The organism is Haloferax prahovense, assembly GCF_000723845.1.
Taxonomy (GTDB): domain Archaea; phylum Halobacteriota; class Halobacteria; order Halobacteriales; family Haloferacaceae; genus Haloferax; species Haloferax prahovense.
The window spans coordinates 2,146,966-2,164,318 of sequence record NZ_LK053000.1; the positions used below are offsets into that span (position 1 = coordinate 2,146,966).

At 64.7% G+C, this 17,353-nt stretch carries 18 protein-coding genes; 10 read left to right on the plus strand and 8 right to left on the minus strand.

Going from position 1 to position 17,353, the window contains the following annotated elements; genetic code table 11:
* Window positions 1-114: 114 nt before the first annotated feature.
* Genes BN984_RS10795 through BN984_RS10815 form a run of 5 tightly spaced genes read left to right on the plus strand, consistent with a single transcriptional unit; the run spans window position 115 to window position 4,433 of the window.
* Window positions 115-1,083 carry a branched-chain amino acid ABC transporter permease gene (locus tag BN984_RS10795; protein WP_008092402.1) on the plus strand — a complete coding sequence of 323 codons (969 nt, stop codon included), beginning with the start codon at window positions 115-117 and terminating at the stop codon, window positions 1,081-1,083.
* On the plus strand, window positions 1,080-2,261 hold the full coding sequence (locus tag BN984_RS10800) for a branched-chain amino acid ABC transporter permease (RefSeq protein WP_004972526.1): 1,182 nt from the start codon (window positions 1,080-1,082) through the stop codon (window positions 2,259-2,261). Before BN984_RS10795 ends, BN984_RS10800 begins: the two co-directional genes overlap by 4 nt.
* Window positions 2,258-3,016, plus strand: coding sequence for an ABC transporter ATP-binding protein (locus tag BN984_RS10805; RefSeq protein WP_008092404.1), 759 nt, complete (start codon window positions 2,258-2,260; stop codon window positions 3,014-3,016). Before BN984_RS10800 ends, BN984_RS10805 begins: the two co-directional genes overlap by 4 nt.
* On the plus strand, window positions 3,013-3,756 hold the full coding sequence (locus tag BN984_RS10810) for an ABC transporter ATP-binding protein (RefSeq protein WP_049968205.1): 744 nt from the start codon (window positions 3,013-3,015) through the stop codon (window positions 3,754-3,756). Before BN984_RS10805 ends, BN984_RS10810 begins: the two co-directional genes overlap by 4 nt.
* A gap of 2 nt (window positions 3,757-3,758) precedes the next feature.
* Window positions 3,759-4,433: a thioredoxin family protein gene (locus tag BN984_RS10815; RefSeq protein ID WP_049968206.1), complete on the plus strand. Its 675-nt coding sequence runs from the start codon at window positions 3,759-3,761 to the stop codon at window positions 4,431-4,433.
* Here BN984_RS10815 and BN984_RS10820 read toward each other — a convergent pair.
* From BN984_RS10820 to BN984_RS10845, 6 genes are all read right to left on the minus strand, one after another.
* Window positions 4,430-4,834, minus strand: coding sequence for a universal stress protein (locus BN984_RS10820; RefSeq protein WP_004972522.1), 405 nt, complete (start codon window positions 4,832-4,834; stop codon window positions 4,430-4,432). The two genes, BN984_RS10815 and BN984_RS10820, sit on opposite strands and share 4 nt — an antisense overlap.
* Window positions 4,835-4,887: 53 nt before the next feature.
* Window positions 4,888-5,142 (minus strand): DUF7520 family protein, encoded by a 255-nt coding sequence (locus tag BN984_RS10825; RefSeq protein ID WP_004972521.1) that lies wholly within the window; start codon window positions 5,140-5,142, stop codon window positions 4,888-4,890.
* A 423-nt stretch (window positions 5,143-5,565) separates the two neighbouring features.
* Window positions 5,566-7,323, minus strand: a complete 1,758-nt coding sequence (locus BN984_RS10830) for a cbb3-type cytochrome c oxidase subunit I (protein WP_049968609.1) — start codon at window positions 7,321-7,323, stop codon at window positions 5,566-5,568.
* 98 nt (window positions 7,324-7,421) lie between these two features.
* Window positions 7,422-7,781: a DUF6684 family protein gene (locus BN984_RS10835; protein ID WP_049968207.1), complete on the minus strand. Its 360-nt coding sequence runs from the start codon at window positions 7,779-7,781 to the stop codon at window positions 7,422-7,424.
* 94 nt (window positions 7,782-7,875) lie between these two features.
* On the minus strand, window positions 7,876-8,241 hold the full coding sequence (locus tag BN984_RS10840) for a DUF7541 family protein (protein WP_008092414.1): 366 nt from the start codon (window positions 8,239-8,241) through the stop codon (window positions 7,876-7,878).
* 45 nt (window positions 8,242-8,286) lie between these two features.
* On the minus strand, window positions 8,287-8,490 hold the full coding sequence (locus BN984_RS10845) for a VNG_1110C family protein (RefSeq protein ID WP_008092415.1): 204 nt from the start codon (window positions 8,488-8,490) through the stop codon (window positions 8,287-8,289).
* Between the two features lie 157 nt (window positions 8,491-8,647).
* On the opposite strand from BN984_RS10845, the gene BN984_RS10850 reads away from it, so the two are divergent.
* Window positions 8,648-9,757, plus strand: a complete 1,110-nt coding sequence (locus BN984_RS10850) for an OBG GTPase family GTP-binding protein (protein ID WP_004972516.1) — start codon at window positions 8,648-8,650, stop codon at window positions 9,755-9,757.
* On the plus strand, window positions 9,754-10,233 hold the full coding sequence (locus tag BN984_RS10855) for a TIGR04206 family protein (protein ID WP_049968209.1): 480 nt from the start codon (window positions 9,754-9,756) through the stop codon (window positions 10,231-10,233). The genes BN984_RS10850 and BN984_RS10855 overlap by 4 nt, the downstream gene beginning before the upstream one ends.
* 7 nt (window positions 10,234-10,240) lie before the next feature.
* Here BN984_RS10855 and BN984_RS10860 read toward each other — a convergent pair whose 3' ends face one another.
* Window positions 10,241-11,683 carry an MATE family efflux transporter gene (locus BN984_RS10860; protein WP_008092417.1) on the minus strand — a complete coding sequence of 481 codons (1,443 nt, stop codon included), beginning with the start codon at window positions 11,681-11,683 and terminating at the stop codon, window positions 10,241-10,243.
* 135 nt (window positions 11,684-11,818) lie between these two features.
* Here BN984_RS10860 and BN984_RS10865 point away from each other — a divergent pair, with 135 nt between their 5' ends.
* The 3 genes from BN984_RS10865 to artA all read left to right on the plus strand — a co-directional run bounded on the left by BN984_RS10865 (window position 11,819) and on the right by artA (window position 16,474).
* Window positions 11,819-12,598 carry a VOC family protein gene (locus BN984_RS10865; RefSeq protein ID WP_049904940.1) on the plus strand — a complete coding sequence of 260 codons (780 nt, stop codon included), beginning with the start codon at window positions 11,819-11,821 and terminating at the stop codon, window positions 12,596-12,598.
* A gap of 225 nt (window positions 12,599-12,823) precedes the next feature.
* Window positions 12,824-15,391 (plus strand): ArtA-dependent S-layer glycoprotein, encoded by a 2,568-nt coding sequence (locus tag BN984_RS10870; protein ID WP_049913383.1) that lies wholly within the window; start codon window positions 12,824-12,826, stop codon window positions 15,389-15,391.
* A 162-nt stretch (window positions 15,392-15,553) separates the two neighbouring features.
* Window positions 15,554-16,474, plus strand: coding sequence for an archaeosortase A (gene artA / locus BN984_RS10875; RefSeq protein ID WP_008092419.1), 921 nt, complete (start codon window positions 15,554-15,556; stop codon window positions 16,472-16,474).
* A 59-nt stretch (window positions 16,475-16,533) separates the two neighbouring features.
* On the opposite strand, the gene dph5 is transcribed toward artA, so the two are convergent.
* Window positions 16,534-17,343 (minus strand): diphthine synthase, encoded by an 810-nt coding sequence (gene dph5, locus BN984_RS10880; protein ID WP_008092420.1) that lies wholly within the window; start codon window positions 17,341-17,343, stop codon window positions 16,534-16,536.
* Between the last annotated feature and the right edge of the window lie 10 nt (window positions 17,344-17,353).

A 17,353-nucleotide genomic window follows, 5' to 3' on the forward strand; every position in this document is an offset into this window, starting at 1 on the left:
CCACCGTTATCTTAATGAAAGTTAATCGCAGACAACCACGCACACGTAAATGAGTAAGTTTAGCATACCCATGGTAGTTCGCGCTTCGAACATCCGAGGCGGAGGTGGGGGGCGATGAGCCTTCTGTCGGACGTACTCGTCATCCTGCTCAACGGGCTGCAGCAGGGGGCTATCTACGTCCTCTTGGCGGTCGGTCTCTCCATCATCCTCGGCACGCTCAAGTTCGTCAACTTCGCGCACGGCGCGCTGTATCTCGTCGGCACGTACGCGGGGCTGTTCGTCGCGCTGAACGTCCCGCTTTCGAACGGGAAACTGGCCGAGTGGGGCTTTTCGAGCTTCGGGCTCGACATCGGCTTTCTGGCCGCCCTGCTTTTTGTCCCGCTTTTCGTCTTCGGGGTCGGCCTGCTGATGGAGCGGTACCTCGCGCGAGCGTTCTACGACCGTCCCGACACCGACCAGATTCTCGTCACGTTCGGCCTCGCAATCGTCGTCCAGGAGCTGTTCCGCGTCCTGTTCGGCAGCAACAGCCTGCCGTTCGAACAGCCCGAGCGAATCCTCTCTGTCGGCTCGTTCGCCGGCATCCCCGTCTCCGGCCCGATAGCGCTGCCCATCGTGGGTAACTTCCCGCAGTGGCGGCTCTGGGTCATCGGTATCACGGCCGTCCTCGTGGCGCTCGTGTACCTGCTCGTCGAGTACACCGACTTCGGTCTCGTCGTTCGCGCCGGCACCCGCGACGCCGAGATGGTCCGACTCCTCGGCATCAAAATCACCCGCCCGTACATCGTGGTCTTCGGTATCGGCGCGGCGCTCGCCGGGGTGGCGGGCGTCGTCGGCGGCCCGCTGAACGTCGTCAACCCGACCATCGGGACGAACATCCTCGTCCCGGCGTTCCTGACGGTCGTCATCGGCGGGGTCGGAAGCATCGCCGGCGCGGTCCTCGGCGGCATCGTCTTCGGCCTCACGACCGCCGCGCTCGTCTCCTTCGCGCCCGCGTGGTCGCAGGTCGGCCTGTACGCCATCGCGGCCATCGTCCTCCTGACGAGGCCGCAGGGCCTCCTCGGCGACGAAGAGGTGACGCCATGAGCGAGAAGGACGCCAACCCGAGCGCGAAGGACGCGCTCGTCGGCGGCACCCTCTTCGGTCGCTGGGAGAAACTCCGCGGCCGGGAGGGGACGGTCGTCGGTATCACGGCCATTCTCGTCGCGGTGTTCCCGTACCTCTTCGCCCGCGCACCCGTCGTCTCGGGGTTCCTGCAGGGCTACCAGAGCCTCGCGACGCTCATCCTCATCTGGGGCATCTTCGCCATCGGCTTCGACCTGCTGCTCGGCTACACCGGACTGCTCTCGTTCGGCCACGCGGCCTTCTGGGGCGGCGCGGCGTACGCCGCGGGCATCGTCGCCAAGAACGTCAGCGGCGACCCCATCGTGATGGTCGTCTCGGGGACGCTTTTCGCCGTGCTCCTCGCGTGGGTGCTCGGCTTCCTGTCGCTCCGCCGCGGCGGCATCTACTTTTCCATCCTCACGCTGGCGTTCGCCCAAATGTTCTACTACATGGCCGCGTCGCCGCTGGCGTTCCTGACCAACGGCGAAAACGGCCTGACCGGCGTCGAAGTCGGCAGTTTCCTCGGCGTCATCCACCTCGAAGCGGACGTGCCGTCAATCGGCGGGATGCTACTCGGAACGTGGCTCTACGCCTTCGTCGGCGTCTTCTTCGTCGGCGCGGTCGCGGTCGCCTACCGCATCCTCAACTCCCCGTACGGGATGGTGTTTCGCGCCATCCGGGAGAACGAACAGCGTGCGGAGTTCGTCGGACTCAACGTCTGGCGGTACAAGCTCATGGCGTTCATCATCTCGGGTGGGTTCGCGGGCGTCGCCGGGAGCCTCTTTACCATCCACGGTGCGTACGTTCCGCTCCAGTCGCTGTTCTGGACGGAGTCCGGCGACATCGTCGTCATGACCGTCCTCGGCGGCGCGGGCTCGATGTTCGGACCGGTCCTCGGTGTCGGACTGTACCTCTACATCGAGAACATCGTCAGCACCATCCAGGCGCTGACGATTCCCTTCACGGGCATCGTGCTCGTCCGGGACTTCGGGTTCTACTGGCACCTGCTCTTGGGCGTCGTCTTCGTCGCGGTCGTCTGGGTCGTTCCGGACGGCCTGTGGGGCATCCTGAACCGGCTCCGCGAACTCGCGGTCGACCTCGGTTCGAAGGCGGCGAAGCGACTTCGCGCGCGCTCCGAGAACGGAGGTGGCGGCCAATGACCCTCCTCGAAACGGAGAACCTCGTCAAGGAGTTCGGCGGCCTCGTCGCGACCGACGACGTGAACCTCACCGTCGAGGAGGACGAGCGCGTCTCTATCATCGGCCCGAACGGCGCGGGGAAGTCGACGCTCATCAATCTCATCACGCGACGGCTCGACCCGACGAGCGGCGATATCCGGTTCAAAGGCGAGTCAATCGTCGGCCTCGAACCGCATCAGGTGGTCCAACGCGGCGTCTCGAAGTCGTTCCAGACCGCCTCTATCTTCCCCGACCTCACCGTCAGGGAGAACGCCGAAATCGCGGCGCTGGCGGCCGAGCGCGGCGCGTTCGGCTTCGAGTTCCTGAAACACCGCGACAGCCTCACCGACGTACACGGCGTCGCCCGCGACACGCTCGACTCGGTCGGGCTGTTGGACCGCGCGGACACTATCGCGACCGACCTTCCCTACGGCGACAAGCGTCGCCTCGAAATCGGTATCGCACTCGCGAGCGAGCCCGACCTGCTTCTCATGGACGAACCGACCGCCGGCATGTCTCCCGAGGAGACGAAGTCGACGGTCGACCTCATCGAGCGGGTCAAACGCGACCACGGGCTCACGTTCGTCCTCGTCGAACACGACATGGAAATCGTCTTCAGCATCTCAGATCGCATCGTCGTCCTCAGCCGCGGCGGCATCATCGCCGAGGGGACCCCCGACGAGATTCGGGGCAACGAAGCCGTCCAAGAGGCGTACCTCGGAGGTGTCGAGCTATGAGCCTCCTCGAAATCGACGGTATCGACGCCTACTACGGCGAGAGCCACATCATCCGCGACCTCTCGATGAGCGTCGAGGAGGGCGAGATATGCGCGCTCCTCGGCCGCAACGGCGCGGGCAAGACCACCACGCTCCGGTGTATCGCCGGCGCGACGCCGCCCGACGTTCGGAAGGGGCAAATTCGGTTCAAGGGCGGCGACATCACGGGCGTCGCCGCGGAAGACGTGTCGGTGCAGGGAATCTCCCTCGTGCCCGAGGAGCGACGCATCTTCCCGAACCTCTCGGTCGCGGAGAACCTCCACCTCGCCGAGGTGGTCAACAACAAGTCCAACACGTGGGGTCGGTCGCTGTCGTTCGGTCACAAGGGGATGTCGACCGAGGAGGTCTACGACCAGTTCCCTCGACTGGACGAGCGGAAGGACCAGCGGGCGGGGACGCTCTCGGGCGGCGAACAGCAGATGCTCGCCATCGCGCGCGCTCTGAAGCAGAACACGGACCTGCTTCTCCTCGACGAGCCGTACGAGGGGCTCGCGCCCAAGATTATCGAGGACGTGGAGAACGCGGTTGAGCGAATCAGCGACGCGGGCACGACCATCCTCCTCGTCGAACAGAACGCCGCGGCGGCCATCAAGCTCGCCGACCGCGCGTACGTCATCGACCAGGGGAGCATCGTCTTCGACGGGAGCGCCGACGAACTCCGCGAGGACGACGAGACCCGCGAGCGGTATCTGGGGGTCTGACCGTGGCCGCGACCCACGCCGACCCCGAGACGGCGCTCGAAACGCTCATCGCCGCCGGCGCGGTCGACGAAGCGCCCGACGGGACGCTCTCGACAACGCCGGAGTTCGAGCAGATGCTCGCCGTCTACCACGACATCTACGGCGCGGTTTCGACCGAGGAGTTCCACCGGACTGTCTCGGACCTCTTCGGCGTCGCGCCCGAGAACGTCGAAGAGCGACTCGACGAGTTCGGCGTCACCAGAGCCGACGTGGTCGCCTACCTCGCGGCGAAGTCGTTCCTCGACGTGCCGGTCGAACAGGACTCGCTGTTGGTCATGGCGGGCCTGCTCGTCGAGATGACCTCGTCGTCGCCGGTGCCGGCCGCGCTCGACGAACTCGACGACGATACCTTCGAATCCTACCTTGCAGACCACCCGGACGCCGTCGTTTTCGTCTGGCGACGCTTCTGCGAGCCCTGTGACGCGATGAAGGAGGACCTCAGCGCTATCCTCGACCGAGTCCCGGACGGCGTTGCGGCCGCGGGCGTCGACGGCGAGACGGCCGACGAGTTCTGTCGGTCCTTCGAGGTCGACGCGGCGCCGACGGTGCTGTACGTTCGCGACGGCGAACTGCGAGAACAAGCGTCCGGCCGTCAGACCCCCGACGAAGTCGCGGGATTCTTCGACCGGGTCTACTAGTCTTTTCGCTTCGTCGTGCCCGTCACCATGACGGGCCGCTCGGAGTTCAGAATCACCGTCTGCGTGACGCTCCCGAACAGCGCCTTCCCCGCCGGCGAGCGCTTCCGCCCGGCGGTGACGATGAGGTCTGCGTCCTCCTCGTCGGCGAACTCGATGATGACCTCCGCGGGGTCGCCCGACGACTCGTTGACGTCGTACTCGATACCGCGGTCTTCGAGGAACTCGCCGGCCTCCCGGACCGAGTGAATCTGCGTCGCCGACGCCCCGCTCGGGTTGTCGGTGAAACTGTGGACGAGCGTCACCTCCTTCTCGTCGGGTTCGCCGGGGAGATTCGCGACCTCTTCGACGCACGCGAGCGCGTGCTCCGCGTCGTCATCGACACCGATTACCACGTGATACATACTACCACGTCCCGGTCGCCGGTCTTAGTATTTGTGCTGAACGTTCGTGCGAATTAGGCCGCGTCGTCGAGTCCCGCCGAGACGTAGACCACGAGCGCGAGCGGGGCGCCGAGGACGAGCGCGATGGTCAGCGCGCCGTAGGCCGCAAAGCCGAGGGGCGTCGGCGGGAACGGCACCAGAAAGAGGAACCGGGGGGCGCTGAGCCCCGAGACGAACGTGCCCGTGAGGTAGCCCGCGGCCCCGGCGACGGCGACGAGGGCGGCGTACAGTCCGAGGACGAAGCGGTGACCGCCGACGTTCGAACTCACGGTCCACGCTCGGGGTCGGACGCTGTTAGGGGTTTCCGTTCGCCTCGGGAGGTGGCGGTTCCCGTCCGCGTACCGATGCACCTTTTGCCGCACGCGCTAAGGGTGAGCTATGTCGGATACCGATATCCTCGGACTCGTGCTCGGGGCCATCGCGATACTGATGTTCGCGACGGGCGTCCTCCTCGTCGTCTGAGCACCCCCCGGTTTTCCGCGCCACCGCATCGAGAGCAGTCGCTTTTCTCCACCGTGACCGTCGTCGCGAGCGGCGGCGCAGGCGATATCGTGATGTTTCAGCGCACGCGAGCGACCGACAGCTACGATAACGACAGTGCGGTCGCACGGACAGTCAGCGTCGTCGGGCGCGTTCGCTCTCGAAAGATAGCGTCCGAAAAATGAAACCGAAACGCCGGCGAGCGGCGTCGACTACGCGTCGTCCGCGGATTCCGCGTTCGCGTCGTCGACCGTCTGTCCGCCGTCGGTGGCGAGTTCTGTCTCTTCTTCGCCGCCGTCGGTGACGGCCGTCTCCAGTTTGCGCTCGAACCAGGTCCACTCGGCCGTGACGAGGTCGTCGTCGGCGAGGTCCCACGGGTCGCCGTCTTGGACTTCGCGGCCTTCGAGCCACGACTGGACGAAGTTCCAGACGAAGATTATCTGGCCGACGAGCAGGATGAGCGCGCCGACCGTGGCGACCTGATGGAGCGTCGCGAACTGCGGCAGGTAGGTCGCGTAGCGACGCGGCATCCCGCCGTAGCCGAGCAGAATCATCGCGAAGAACGTCAGGTTCGTCCCGACCATCGAGAGCCAGAAGTGCCACTTACCGAGCGTGACCTGGTACATCCGGCCGGTGTAGATGGGGAACCAGTAGTAGAGCCCGGCGAAGCCGGCGAAGGCGATGGCTCCCATGACGATGTAGTGGAAGTGTCCGACGACGTAGTAGGTGTCGTGGAGCACGAGGTCCACCGGAATCGACGCGAGGAAGACGCCCGTCACGCCGCCGATGATGAAGTTCGAGACGAAGCCGATACAGAACAGCATCGGCGTCGTGAGGCGAATCTTCCCGTTCCACATCGTCGTGATCCAGTTGAACGTCTTGACCGCGCTCGGTATCGCGATGGCCAGCGAGACGGCCATGAACGAAGCGCGGAGACGGGGGTCGATACCCGTCGCGAACATGTGGTGCGCCCAGACGCCGAACGAGAGGACGCCGATGGCGAGCGTGGAGTAGACGACGAACTTGAACCCGAAGAGCCGACGGCCCGCAAAGCGCGGGAGCACGAGGCTCACGATGCCCATCGGGGGCAACACGAGGATGTACACTTCGGGGTGGCCGAAGAACCAAAACAGGTGTTGCCAGAGAATCGCGCCGCCGTCGACCGAGAAGAACATCGTACCGAAGTTCCGGTCGAGAAGCAGCATCACGATGGCGCTGCCGAGAAGCGGGAACGCGAAGAGGATGAGGCCCGACTGGGTCAGAATCGTCCACGAGAAGATGTCGAGATTCGCCCACGAGACTTTCTCGTTACGCTCCGTGAAGATGGTCGCGATGAAGTTGATCGCACCCATCGTGGCCGAGACACCGGAGAGGTGCAGGCCGAGGAGCATCAGGTCGACGCCGGCGTTCATCTGGTTGCCGGAGCCGACACCGGCGGAGAGCGGCGTGTACATCGTCCAGGCCGTCTGCGCCGGGATGACGTCCGGGATGGGGAAGAACCCGGCCCAGATGAGCAGCGCCGCCGGCGGCAGGAGCCAAAAGGCGATGGCGTTGATGCGCGGGAACGCCATGTCGTCCGCGCCGATGAGAAGCGGGATAAAGTAGTTCGAGAACGCGGCGATGATGGGCGTCCCGAACAGGAACAGCATCGTAATCCCGTGGCTTGTGAGCAACGAGTTGTAGAACGTGTTCGAGATAAGCGTCATCGACGGGTCCGCCAGTTCAATCCGCATCAGGACGACCATGAGTCCGCCCACGGCGAACGCGACGAGCGCGTACGCGCCGTAGAGCATCCCGATGTCCTTGTGGTCGACCGTCGTCAACCAACGGATGACCCCGGATGGTTTCTCCTCCGAGACGTACTGCTCTGCGGTACCACCGACCGTGCCTCCGCCCGCGAGCGGGGTGTACGACCGCCAGTCTTCGACCCGCGCGAGCCACGCGGCGACGGCGATGAGGAAGACCCCCATGAGCACCGTCAGTGCTAACTGTCCGTTAACCTCCATGGAAGTGCCTGAGTAGTGCAGGGTAATGAAAGATTCGGGACCGCCCTGCGATTCGAGGTGCTTTAAGCCGTCTCGTCCGCGGCTTCGACGGCGTCGTCATCCGTCGATTCTTCGAGTTCGGCCGTCTCTTCGCCCTCCTTTTCGTGAAGCGGCTTCGCGCCGGGAACGGTCGCTTGTCCGGGCGCGTAAACGGTGCCTTCCTTCTCGGAGCCCGCGATGGCCTTCCCCGAGAGATAGGTGAGCGCGGCGAGGAGCACGAACGGCGCGATGAGAAGCGTGTACTGGAGCCCCGAGGCGAGCGATTCGAACCCAAACGGATTGACGAAGGTGAAAGCCACCACGAAAAACAGGATGATGGCCAGCGGAACCATGTTGACCGTGAGGTCGAGGATGGTCTCCTTGTCGAACGTCTTGGTTGCCATATCGAGACACTCGGGGACGCCGTTCAAATAGATTGTTGGTTTCTCGTCCGGTCGGGGGTGTGGGCTGGGACGGTCGCGTGGGCGTCCGCGGCGGTCAGAAGGTCTGTCGCTGCTCGCGGACGAACAGTTCGAAGACGACGCCGCCGACCACCAGCAGAATCGCGGCCGCGATGACCGCGTAGCCGCGGGTGACGAGGGCGATGTCGGTGAACGCGAGTCCCGCGCCGAACGCGAGGAAGATGACCGCAAGCGCGGTGACTGCGCGAATCGTCGAGGTGACGTAGCCGGACTCCTTGAGGATGCCGACGACGCTCCCGCCGAACAGGAGCAGGCCGCCGACGGCGAGTGGAAACAGGCCAAACAACAGACCCAACTCGGAGATGGGTATCCCGAGCGCGATGAACACGGGCCACGGACTGGCCGTGCGGTACTGGTCGGAAAGTCCCGGCGCTTCGTCCATACCCGTCCGTTGGACTGTGTGGTAACAAGCCCTTCGGAACCGAGACTAGCGGAGGGAGATGCCCTGTCGCGCGAGAAAGTCGCTGACCGCACGAATTTCGACCGGGCTCCCGATGATTCGGCACGTGCCTCCGTCTTTTCGGTGGACGGAGACGATGAACTCCGCTTCGAGGTCGTCGCGCACGCTCTCCAAGAGGTCGCACGGGAGCACGATTTGCGTGCTATCGCGGAGCGTCCGAGGGTCGGGCATCGGTGTTCATCGGGCGGTCGAAGGGGTCGTGTATAACCGTGCCGATACTTGTCTGTTCGCGCACGCGAGACTACCACGATACTCGACGCGTCGGCGCGTCGAAATCCGCCGCGCGGAAGGAAAGGGTTTTTCGACGGACGCGGCGGAACTGTTGACGATGGGACTGGAGGAGGAGATCGAAGATATCCGCGAGGAGATATCTAACACGCCGTACAACAAGTCGACCGAGGCGCACATCGGTCGGCTGAAGGCGAAACTCGCGGAACTGAAAGAGAAACTCGAAAACCAGAGTTCGGCCGGCGGCGGCCAAGGGTACGCCGTCGAGAAGACCGGCGACGCGACGGTCGCGCTCGTCGGCTTCCCCAGCGTCGGCAAATCGACGCTCATCAACGCCCTCACCAACGCCGACAGCGAGACGGGCGAGTACGAGTTCACGACGCTCAACGTGAATCCGGGGATGCTGAAGTACAAGGGCGCGAACATCCAGATACTCGACGTGCCGGGCCTTATCGAGGGGGCCGCTGGCGGTCGCGGCGGCGGCAAGGAAGTCCTTTCGGTCGTCCGCACCGCCGACCTCGTCGTGTTCATGCTCTCGGTGTTCGAGATAGAGCGCTACGAGCGGCTGAAACACGAACTCTACAACAACAAAATTCGGCTCGACACGTCCCCGCCGAACCTCTCTATCAACAAGAAGGGTAAAGGCGGCATCAACGTGACAAAAAGCGACAGCGTCGACCTCGAAGAGGAGACGATCAAGGGCATCCTCCGCGAGCACGGCTTCGTCAACGCCGAGGTGACCCTCCGCGGCGAGACGACCATCGACGAACTCGTCGACGGCATCATGAAAAACCGGGTCTACCTGCCGTCTATCGTCGCCGTCAACAAGGCCGACCTCATCGACAAGGACTACCTCCCGACGGTCGAGGAGAACCTCCGCGAGATCGGCCTCGACCCCGACGAGGTCACGTTCATCAGCGCCGAGGCCGAGAAGGGTCTCGACGCGCTGAAAGAGGAAATCTGGGACGCCCTCGGGCTCATCCGCATCTACATGGACAAGCCCGGCCGCGGTGTCGACTACGACGAACCGCTCGTCCTCCGCGAGGGCGACACCATCGACGACGCCATCCACGAACTCGGAGCCAAACTCGACGAGCGGTTCCGGTTCGCCCGCGTCTCCGGTCCGAGCGCGAAACACGACGACCAGCAGGTCGGCCGCGACCACGTCCTCGCCGACGAGGACGTGCTCCGCATCATCGCCCAGCGGTGACGACCGACCCGGCGGCCCGGTCGGCTCCGCGGTCGCCCGCGCGCCGCCGATTCCAGCTACTCCTCGTCTTCGTCCTCGGTCTCGTTCCGTGGTCCGTCCAGACGTTCACGACCGGGCCCCTCACGCTCCTGTTCCTGTGGGGGCTCGTCGGCCCCTCGACCGGGAGCGTGACGACCATAACCGACTTCTTCCTGCGTTTTACGATGGGGCTTCCGGACTACATCCTCGTGTGGCCGGTCGGCGTCGCCTGCTACGCCGTCGCGCTCGGAAGCGCGCTCTCGGGCGTCCTGTTCGGCCGCGAGGACGTTCGACTCACCGCGGCCGGGCTCGCGCTCGCCGGCGTGACTCAGTTAGAGGTCGCCCGCGGGTTTTCGGTCCAACCGGGTCGGACCGCGTGGCCGGTCGGTACCGTTCTCCTGTGGGCCGTGGCGGGGTTCATATATTGGTCACGCGCGAACGGGCGCGACCCACGGTGACGCCGCTTCAGTCGTCCGCGGCCGTCTTGGGCCGGTAGTTTCGGCTGACGGCCTTCCACGTCCCCGTCTTGAAGCGGTAGTAGTTCAGCGCCGCTGGAATCGTCGTCTCGGCGATGAACGCCAGATAAAGTCCGACGAGCCCCAGCGAAGTGACGGAGCCGATGTAGGTGAGCGGAATCGACCCGAGGAACATCCCGACGAACTGGCTGCCGAACGTCCAGCGGGTGTCGCCGCTGGCGTCGAGCGGACCCGCGGACCCGCCGGAGACGCCCTGTAAGATGACTGCGATACAGGCGACGTAGACGAGGTTGATGGCGATGGGAATCGCCGGGTCCGTCGGGTCGTCCACGAACCCGAGGACGATGGGGCGAGCGAATATCGCCACGAGGGCCGCCGAAACGATGTACGTGGCGACGGCGAACCGAATGACTTCGTTGCCGTAAGCCTCGGCGGTCTGCTCGTCGTCCTTGCCGAGCGCCTGCCCGACGAGGCTCGACGACGCCAGTCCGAAGCCCCAACCGGGGGTGTTCATCAGTCCCCAGATGCGGCGGGCGATGACGAACGCCGCCACCACGTCCGGCCCGAAGCTGTCGAGGATGGCGAGCATCGGGAACTCGGCGACCGTCCAGACGAGCCCGCGACCCATCACGGGCAGACCGATTTTGACGAGGTCGACGAGCGTCCGGGGGTCGACGAACGACCCGAAGGGGTCGATGGTGACGGGAAACGCGCCGACGCCGGGAAGCGACCCGCGAGACAGGCCGACTGCGAACGCGCCGGCGACGACGACGTTCGAGAGGACGGTCCCGAGGGCCGCGCCCTCAACGCCCATGTCGAGGCCGAAGATGAGCACCGCGTTGAGGACGATGTTGATGACCGCGCCGCTCGCGCGGAGCGTCATCGCGGTGTAGGCATCGTCGCTGCCGACGAGGACGCGACTCCCGATGAGGTTCAGGCCGGCGAAGGGGACGCCGAGGCCGACGATTCGGAGGTACGCCGCCCCGAGTTCGATGGCTCCTTGGTTGCTGCTCAGCACGGAGATGAGTTCGGTGGGAAACAGCCAGAAGACGGCCGTGACGGGGAGCGTGGCGACGACGGTCAAGAGCGCGCTCGACCGTACCGCGAGTCCTAACTCGTCTATCGCGTCCGCGCCGAAGCGCTGGGAGACGAGCGCGATGGTCCCCCCAGCGATACCGCCGCCGAGTGCGAAGGCGAGCCCCCAGTACGGTCCGGCGAAGCCGACGCCGGTGATGGCGACGGTCCCGGAGGCGATACCCACCATCGCCACGTCGACGGCGTTCTTCGACATCCGGGCGATGCCGGTGACGACGCGGGGCCACGAGAGGTCGGCGATGCGGACTGCGCGCTCGCGGTCGAGGAGACCGAGTCGGGCGAGCGCCAGCCCGATGCCGAGGATGAGGAGGCGAACGGGATTGGGGACCGGAAACACTGCTGAATCGTAACTTCGGGGGGTACTTATGCACCACGTAACGGACCGAAAGTTCCGGTAGACGGCGTGTGGCAACCATCGACGGTGGGTTCCGCGTTCGGTACGTTTTTCGCCGGCGCGACACATCACTCGGGTATGTCCGGAACCCTCGACCACGTGATGATTCGCGTCGAAGACCTCGAGGAGTCGCTCGACTGGTACACGACCCACCTCGGCTACGAGGAGAAGGGTCGCTGGGAGGCCGACACGTTCACTAACGTCTACCTCGGCCCCGAGGACCTCCACGAGGAGGGCGCGGTCCTCGAACTCACCTACAACCACGGCGACCACACCTACGAGATGGGCGACGCGTGGGGCCACATCGCGGTCCGCGTCCCCGAGGACGAACTCGAATCCTCCTACCAGCAGCTCATGGACGAGGGCGTCGAGGACTACCGCGACCCCGAGTCCTGCGGCGGCCGCTACGCGTTCGTCAAGGACCCCGACGGTCACGAGGTCGAAATCGTCAAGCGCGATCACGGCGCGAAGTGGAGCCTCGACCACACGATGATTCGCGTCGAGGACGCCGACGAGGCGCTCGGATTTTGGACCCGAAAGTTCGGCTACGAACACACCGGTCGTTGGGAGTCCGACACCTTCGCGAACTACTTCATGAAGCCCGAGGGCGCGGCCGAAGAGGCGATGGCCGTCGAACTCACCTACAACTACGACGGCCGGAGCTACGAGATGGGCGACGCGTGGGGCCACCTCGCCGTCAGCGCCGACGACCTCCACGACTACTGGGAGACGCTCATGGAGCGCGAAGCCGAGGACTACCGCGACCCCGAGTCCTGCGACGACATGTTCGCGTTCACGAAGGACCCCGACGGCCACGAAATCGAAGTCATCCCGGCCGATTTCGAGTCACCGGAATAACAGATAGAACTTCTAACACGTCGTCGTTTCTGTTTATTCGCTGAACAGTACTCGAGTCTCGATGCTCTCCGTGGAGAGACATTCCACAAAGTATTTATCCAATCTCCGGAGAGTCGCTTTCGTACCCCTACCCAAGGTGAAAATCAGCGAGTAATCCCCCCGCCCGACCTACCCACGGGCGTACGGGAAAAAGCTGCTTCGCCGCTTATAGACTCATCTACAACAATGACAGCAAACAAACAAGTTCGCGCGGTTCTGCTCGCTGCGCTGATGGTTTTCTCGGTCTTTGCCGGGTCCATCGCGTTCACGGGCACTGCCGCCGCAGCGGCTACGTCGGCAACGGTATCTCCTGATACCGTCGACAAAGGCCCGTCTGCGACCGTCGATGTTACGGTTAATTCCGGCGGAACGAACGATGTTCACGTATGGCTCGATCTGAACGACGATGGCTATTACAACGCCTCGGAACCAAACACCACGGATACCGCGGGCTCCCCGGCAACCCTCTCACTCTCGATTCCTGAGAGCGTCTCCGCCGGTGAGTACAACGTCTCCGCCGCAGAGAGCGCTAGCCTGACCGCCGGTACCACCCAGCAGGAGGCTTACGACACGCTCGACGTCGTTGCCGCCAACCCTGCTGACTTCAGCTCCGCCATCCACTTCGACGATGGCACGCCGAAGGTCGAAGTCGCCTTCGACGAGGACGTCACGGTCAACGAGATGAACGTCACGGACGGCGAGACCAACCTCTCGCAGTCCGTTTCCGTCTCCAGCGGCCAAGTCAACGTCACCCTCAGCCAGGTTTACACCGACGACCTCGAAGTCACGTACGACGTGACCGACTCCTCCGGTAACACGGCCACCGCGACTGAGGACGTCACCTTCGCTCCGGTCTACGTCGCAAACGAGTCCAACAACACGGCCTACCAGGGCTCCAACGTCGCGCTCGTCGCGAGCGCGGTGGACACCGACGTCGAAGTCGAAGGCGCTGACGACGACAACAACTACCAGTTCTCCGGTTCCACTGGCCCCAACAGTCAGGTCTTCGTCTTCGACACGGACGGCAAGACCCTCGACACGTACCAGTTCACGGTCGGCGGCGCCCAGAAGGCGCAGGTTGACGTTCGCGACCTCGGTCTCGAACTCACCGTCGACGACCTCAACATCACGACCAAGGACGGTATCGAAGGCTCCGTCTCGGCCAACGCGGGCGACCGCACCGTCGACGTCGTCGCACTTGACGACGACGGCGACGAGGTCGAGGACACCGAAACCACCGTCACGCTCAACGGCCAGGGTGAAGCTGACTTCAACCTGAGCTCGGTCGACGCTGGCGAGTACACGATTGAGGCGACTGACGCCTTCACGGGCGTCACGCTCGAGTCCGACACGGTCACCGTCTCGAAGGCCAAGGACTCCACGGGTGACTTCGCGTCGTCCGTCATCAACGAACAGGTCGGCGACGTTGCCGAAATCACCGTCACGCTCGACGGCACGGACACCGGAACGGTCACCATCGGTGACTACAGTCTCGGTTACAGCGCGAACGTCACCGTCGAAGACGACAACGACGACGGTGAGGTCGTCCTTCTGTTCAACAGCTACGCACCGAAGAAGACCTCCTCGTTCGACGTTGACGACAGCGACGACGAGTACACGGTCGAGGACATCACCACGGATATCCCGAGCGGTGAGACCCTCGACGCCGGCGATTACGACCTCGAGGTCGCCACCGGCGGCGACGCGGACAACGTCGCGACGCTCGTCCTCGAAGACCGCAGCACCGACAGTGTCGCCACTTGGACGGCACCCACGGGCGCTGACCTCACCGAGACCGAAGACGTCTACGACGCCATCGAGAACGAGAACCTGACGCAGACGGACTCGCTTGCTAACGGCGACGTCGTCGTCACGCAGGTCTCCGCGACGGGCCTCGAAGGCGCATTCGACGCGTCGAACTTCGACGCCCTCTCGGGCACGCAGTTCAACCTCACGGTCGAGCAGACGAACCCCGGCCCGAACCGCGACGCGAAGGTTCTGGGTATCAACAGCTCGAGCGCCACGATCATCGCTGACGGTGACAACGACACGTACTTCATCGTCTACGACCTCGACGACGTCTCTGCTTCGCGCACGGACTACTACGACAACACCTCGACGCTCTACGAAGTCGAGGACGACGACGCGTTCAACGCGACGTTCACCGTCCTCGAAGACGGTGACCTCGCCGAAGACGACGAGTCGGCCTCCGACGAGTTCGAAGTCGTCACCCCCGAACTCGAACTGGACCAGGACGAGTTCGCAGTCGGTAACGCCGCCGAGCAGTCCCTCTCGGGCACGGCCACTGTCGCCCCCGGTACGGAGCTCACCATCCGCGTGACCTCCGACGGCGACACCCAGCCGCGCTTCCTGAAGACCGCTTCGGTGTACGTGCAGGCCGACGGCACGTTCTCCTCCGCGTTCGACTTCTCGGAGCAGAACCTCAACGACACGTTCGAAGTGACGGCTTCCGTCGACTCCGGCACGGCCGCTGACGCGACCGCTGACGGTATCGTCGGCGAAGCCATGGAGACGACGACGGCCGCGGAAACGACCACCACCGAGGAATCCACGGAAACGACCACCACCGAAGAGTCGACCGAGGAGCCCACGGAAACGGCAACCGCGACCGAAGAGCCGACTGAGGAAGCGACCGAGGAGACCACCGAGTCCAGCACGCCTGGCTTCGGTGTCGTTGTCGCCCTCGTCGCCCTCGTCGCCGCGGCACTCCTCGCAGTCCGCCGCGACAACTAACGACCGCTAACCCACCACCGGGCTTTGTCCCGGTCCCCTCAACACTTCTTTATCGACCGCCCGCACAGCGGCGGCGCTGCGCGTTCGGGTCGACCCAACGGTCGCGTGGAGTCGACGCCCGGAACGACAAGGGATTTATTCGCTCCACCGCATCGAACACGTATGCCCGGTCTCCTCTCCGACGTCCTCGCGTGGCTGGTCATCGGTACCTTCGTCGCCGGCGCGGTCGCCAACGGGCGGGACCGCGAGCTCGGACGGCGGGTGATGACCGCAGCGTGGGTGTTGTTTGCGGTCTTCTGGCTCCAACTCATCCCGCATTTCACGCTCGTTCACAAGAGCTACATCGAGGGGCTGTTGACCATCGCGGCCGTCCCGGCGTCACTCTACGCCGGGTGGCTCCTCTACAACGGCCGCGACACGCTGTTCGTTCTCTCGCGGGCCGTCGCCGCCATGGGCGTGGTCTACCTCCCCTTCGAGACGATTCCCGCGCTGACGCTGTTCGGGACGACCGTCCCCGCTCCCCGCGGCGTCCTCATGGAGTCCGTCGCGGCGCAGACGCGCTTCCTCATCGAGTCGCTGGGCTACACACCCCAGATGATTCCCGGTGACGAGGGGTACCTGAACACGTTCCTGTGGATGCAGGGCTCTCACCGAATCGAAATCTCGGTCGTCCTCGCCTGTACCGGTCTCGGCAGCATCGCCATCTTCGCCGGCCTCATCGCCGCCGTCGACGCCCCGATGCGCCGGAAGCTCCGCGGACTCGCAATCGCCGTCCCCATCATCTACGCGCTGAACCTGCTTCGGACGACGTTCATCACCATCTCGGTCGGCAAGCAGTACTTCCAGTGGTTCGTCGACGAGGTTCTGTTCCTCTTCGGCTCGTCCGACCCCTACATGGTGTCGTTTTTCATCTCCGACCGCATCATCAGCCAGGCGCTCGCGGTCGTCGCGCTCGTCGGCATCACGTATCTCGTCGTCCAAGAGGTGCCGGAACTCCTCACCGTCATCGAAGACGTGCTCTACATGGTGACCGGCGAGGAGTACGACCTCAGAACTGAGTTGGGCCTCGACGGCCGGGCGTAGTCGGCTCCGTGCGGACGTAGCCCCAGTTTCGTTCTCGTTTGTTCGATTTTCGTCTCGGTTCAGTTTTCGTCGTCGAACAGCTCCTCGGGCGCACCGCCGAGCGCCGAGAGCGCATCGGATTCGACGTGATGGACCTCGCCGGGGATGACGAGCATGTGCAGCGGTTCGCCGAAGTCGCGCTCGGCGAGCGCCGACAACCGGTCCGCGGCGACGACGGGGTCCGGACTCCCGGCCCGGCAGACGGCCACGCCGAGGGCGTCGCCGTCCCAATGCTCGGCGAAGAGTTCGGCGGCGTAGTCCGCGGTCATGTACTGGTCGCCGTCGACCTCGACGCCGCGACGACCCTCCCAGTCGACCTTGATGTCGAGGTAGACCAGCGTGTGCAAGCCGAGTTCGCGGTTCGCTTCGAGCGAGTCGACGACGCTCTTCGGAACCGGGTCGCCGCCGTGAACGTACGGGAACGGGAGCGTCACGGCCTTCCCGAAGCGGTAGTTCTGGAGTCCAGTCAGGCCGCTGGCGGCGGACTGGGCGGTCACGCCGTGGACGAGTCGCGTCTCGATACCGCGTTCTTCGGCCCGGAGGCGCAGGTCGACGTGCGTGGTCGAAATCATCGTGTCGCCGGCGGTGAGGAACGCGACGTATTCGTCCTCCGCGGCGTCGAGTATCGGCTCGGGGTCCTGTTCGACGCCGGCGCGGTCGCGGACCTCAATGTCGATGTCGTGGTAGGCTTCGAGTTCCTCGACGGTCGCGCCGACGAGGTGGCTCGTGTAGAACTCCGCGAAGGCGCGGTCGGCGTCCGCGAGCGCCTCCCGCCCTTCGACGGTGATGGAGCGCTCGTCGTACAGACCGAGGCCGATGAAAGTGAGCATGTCCGTGTTC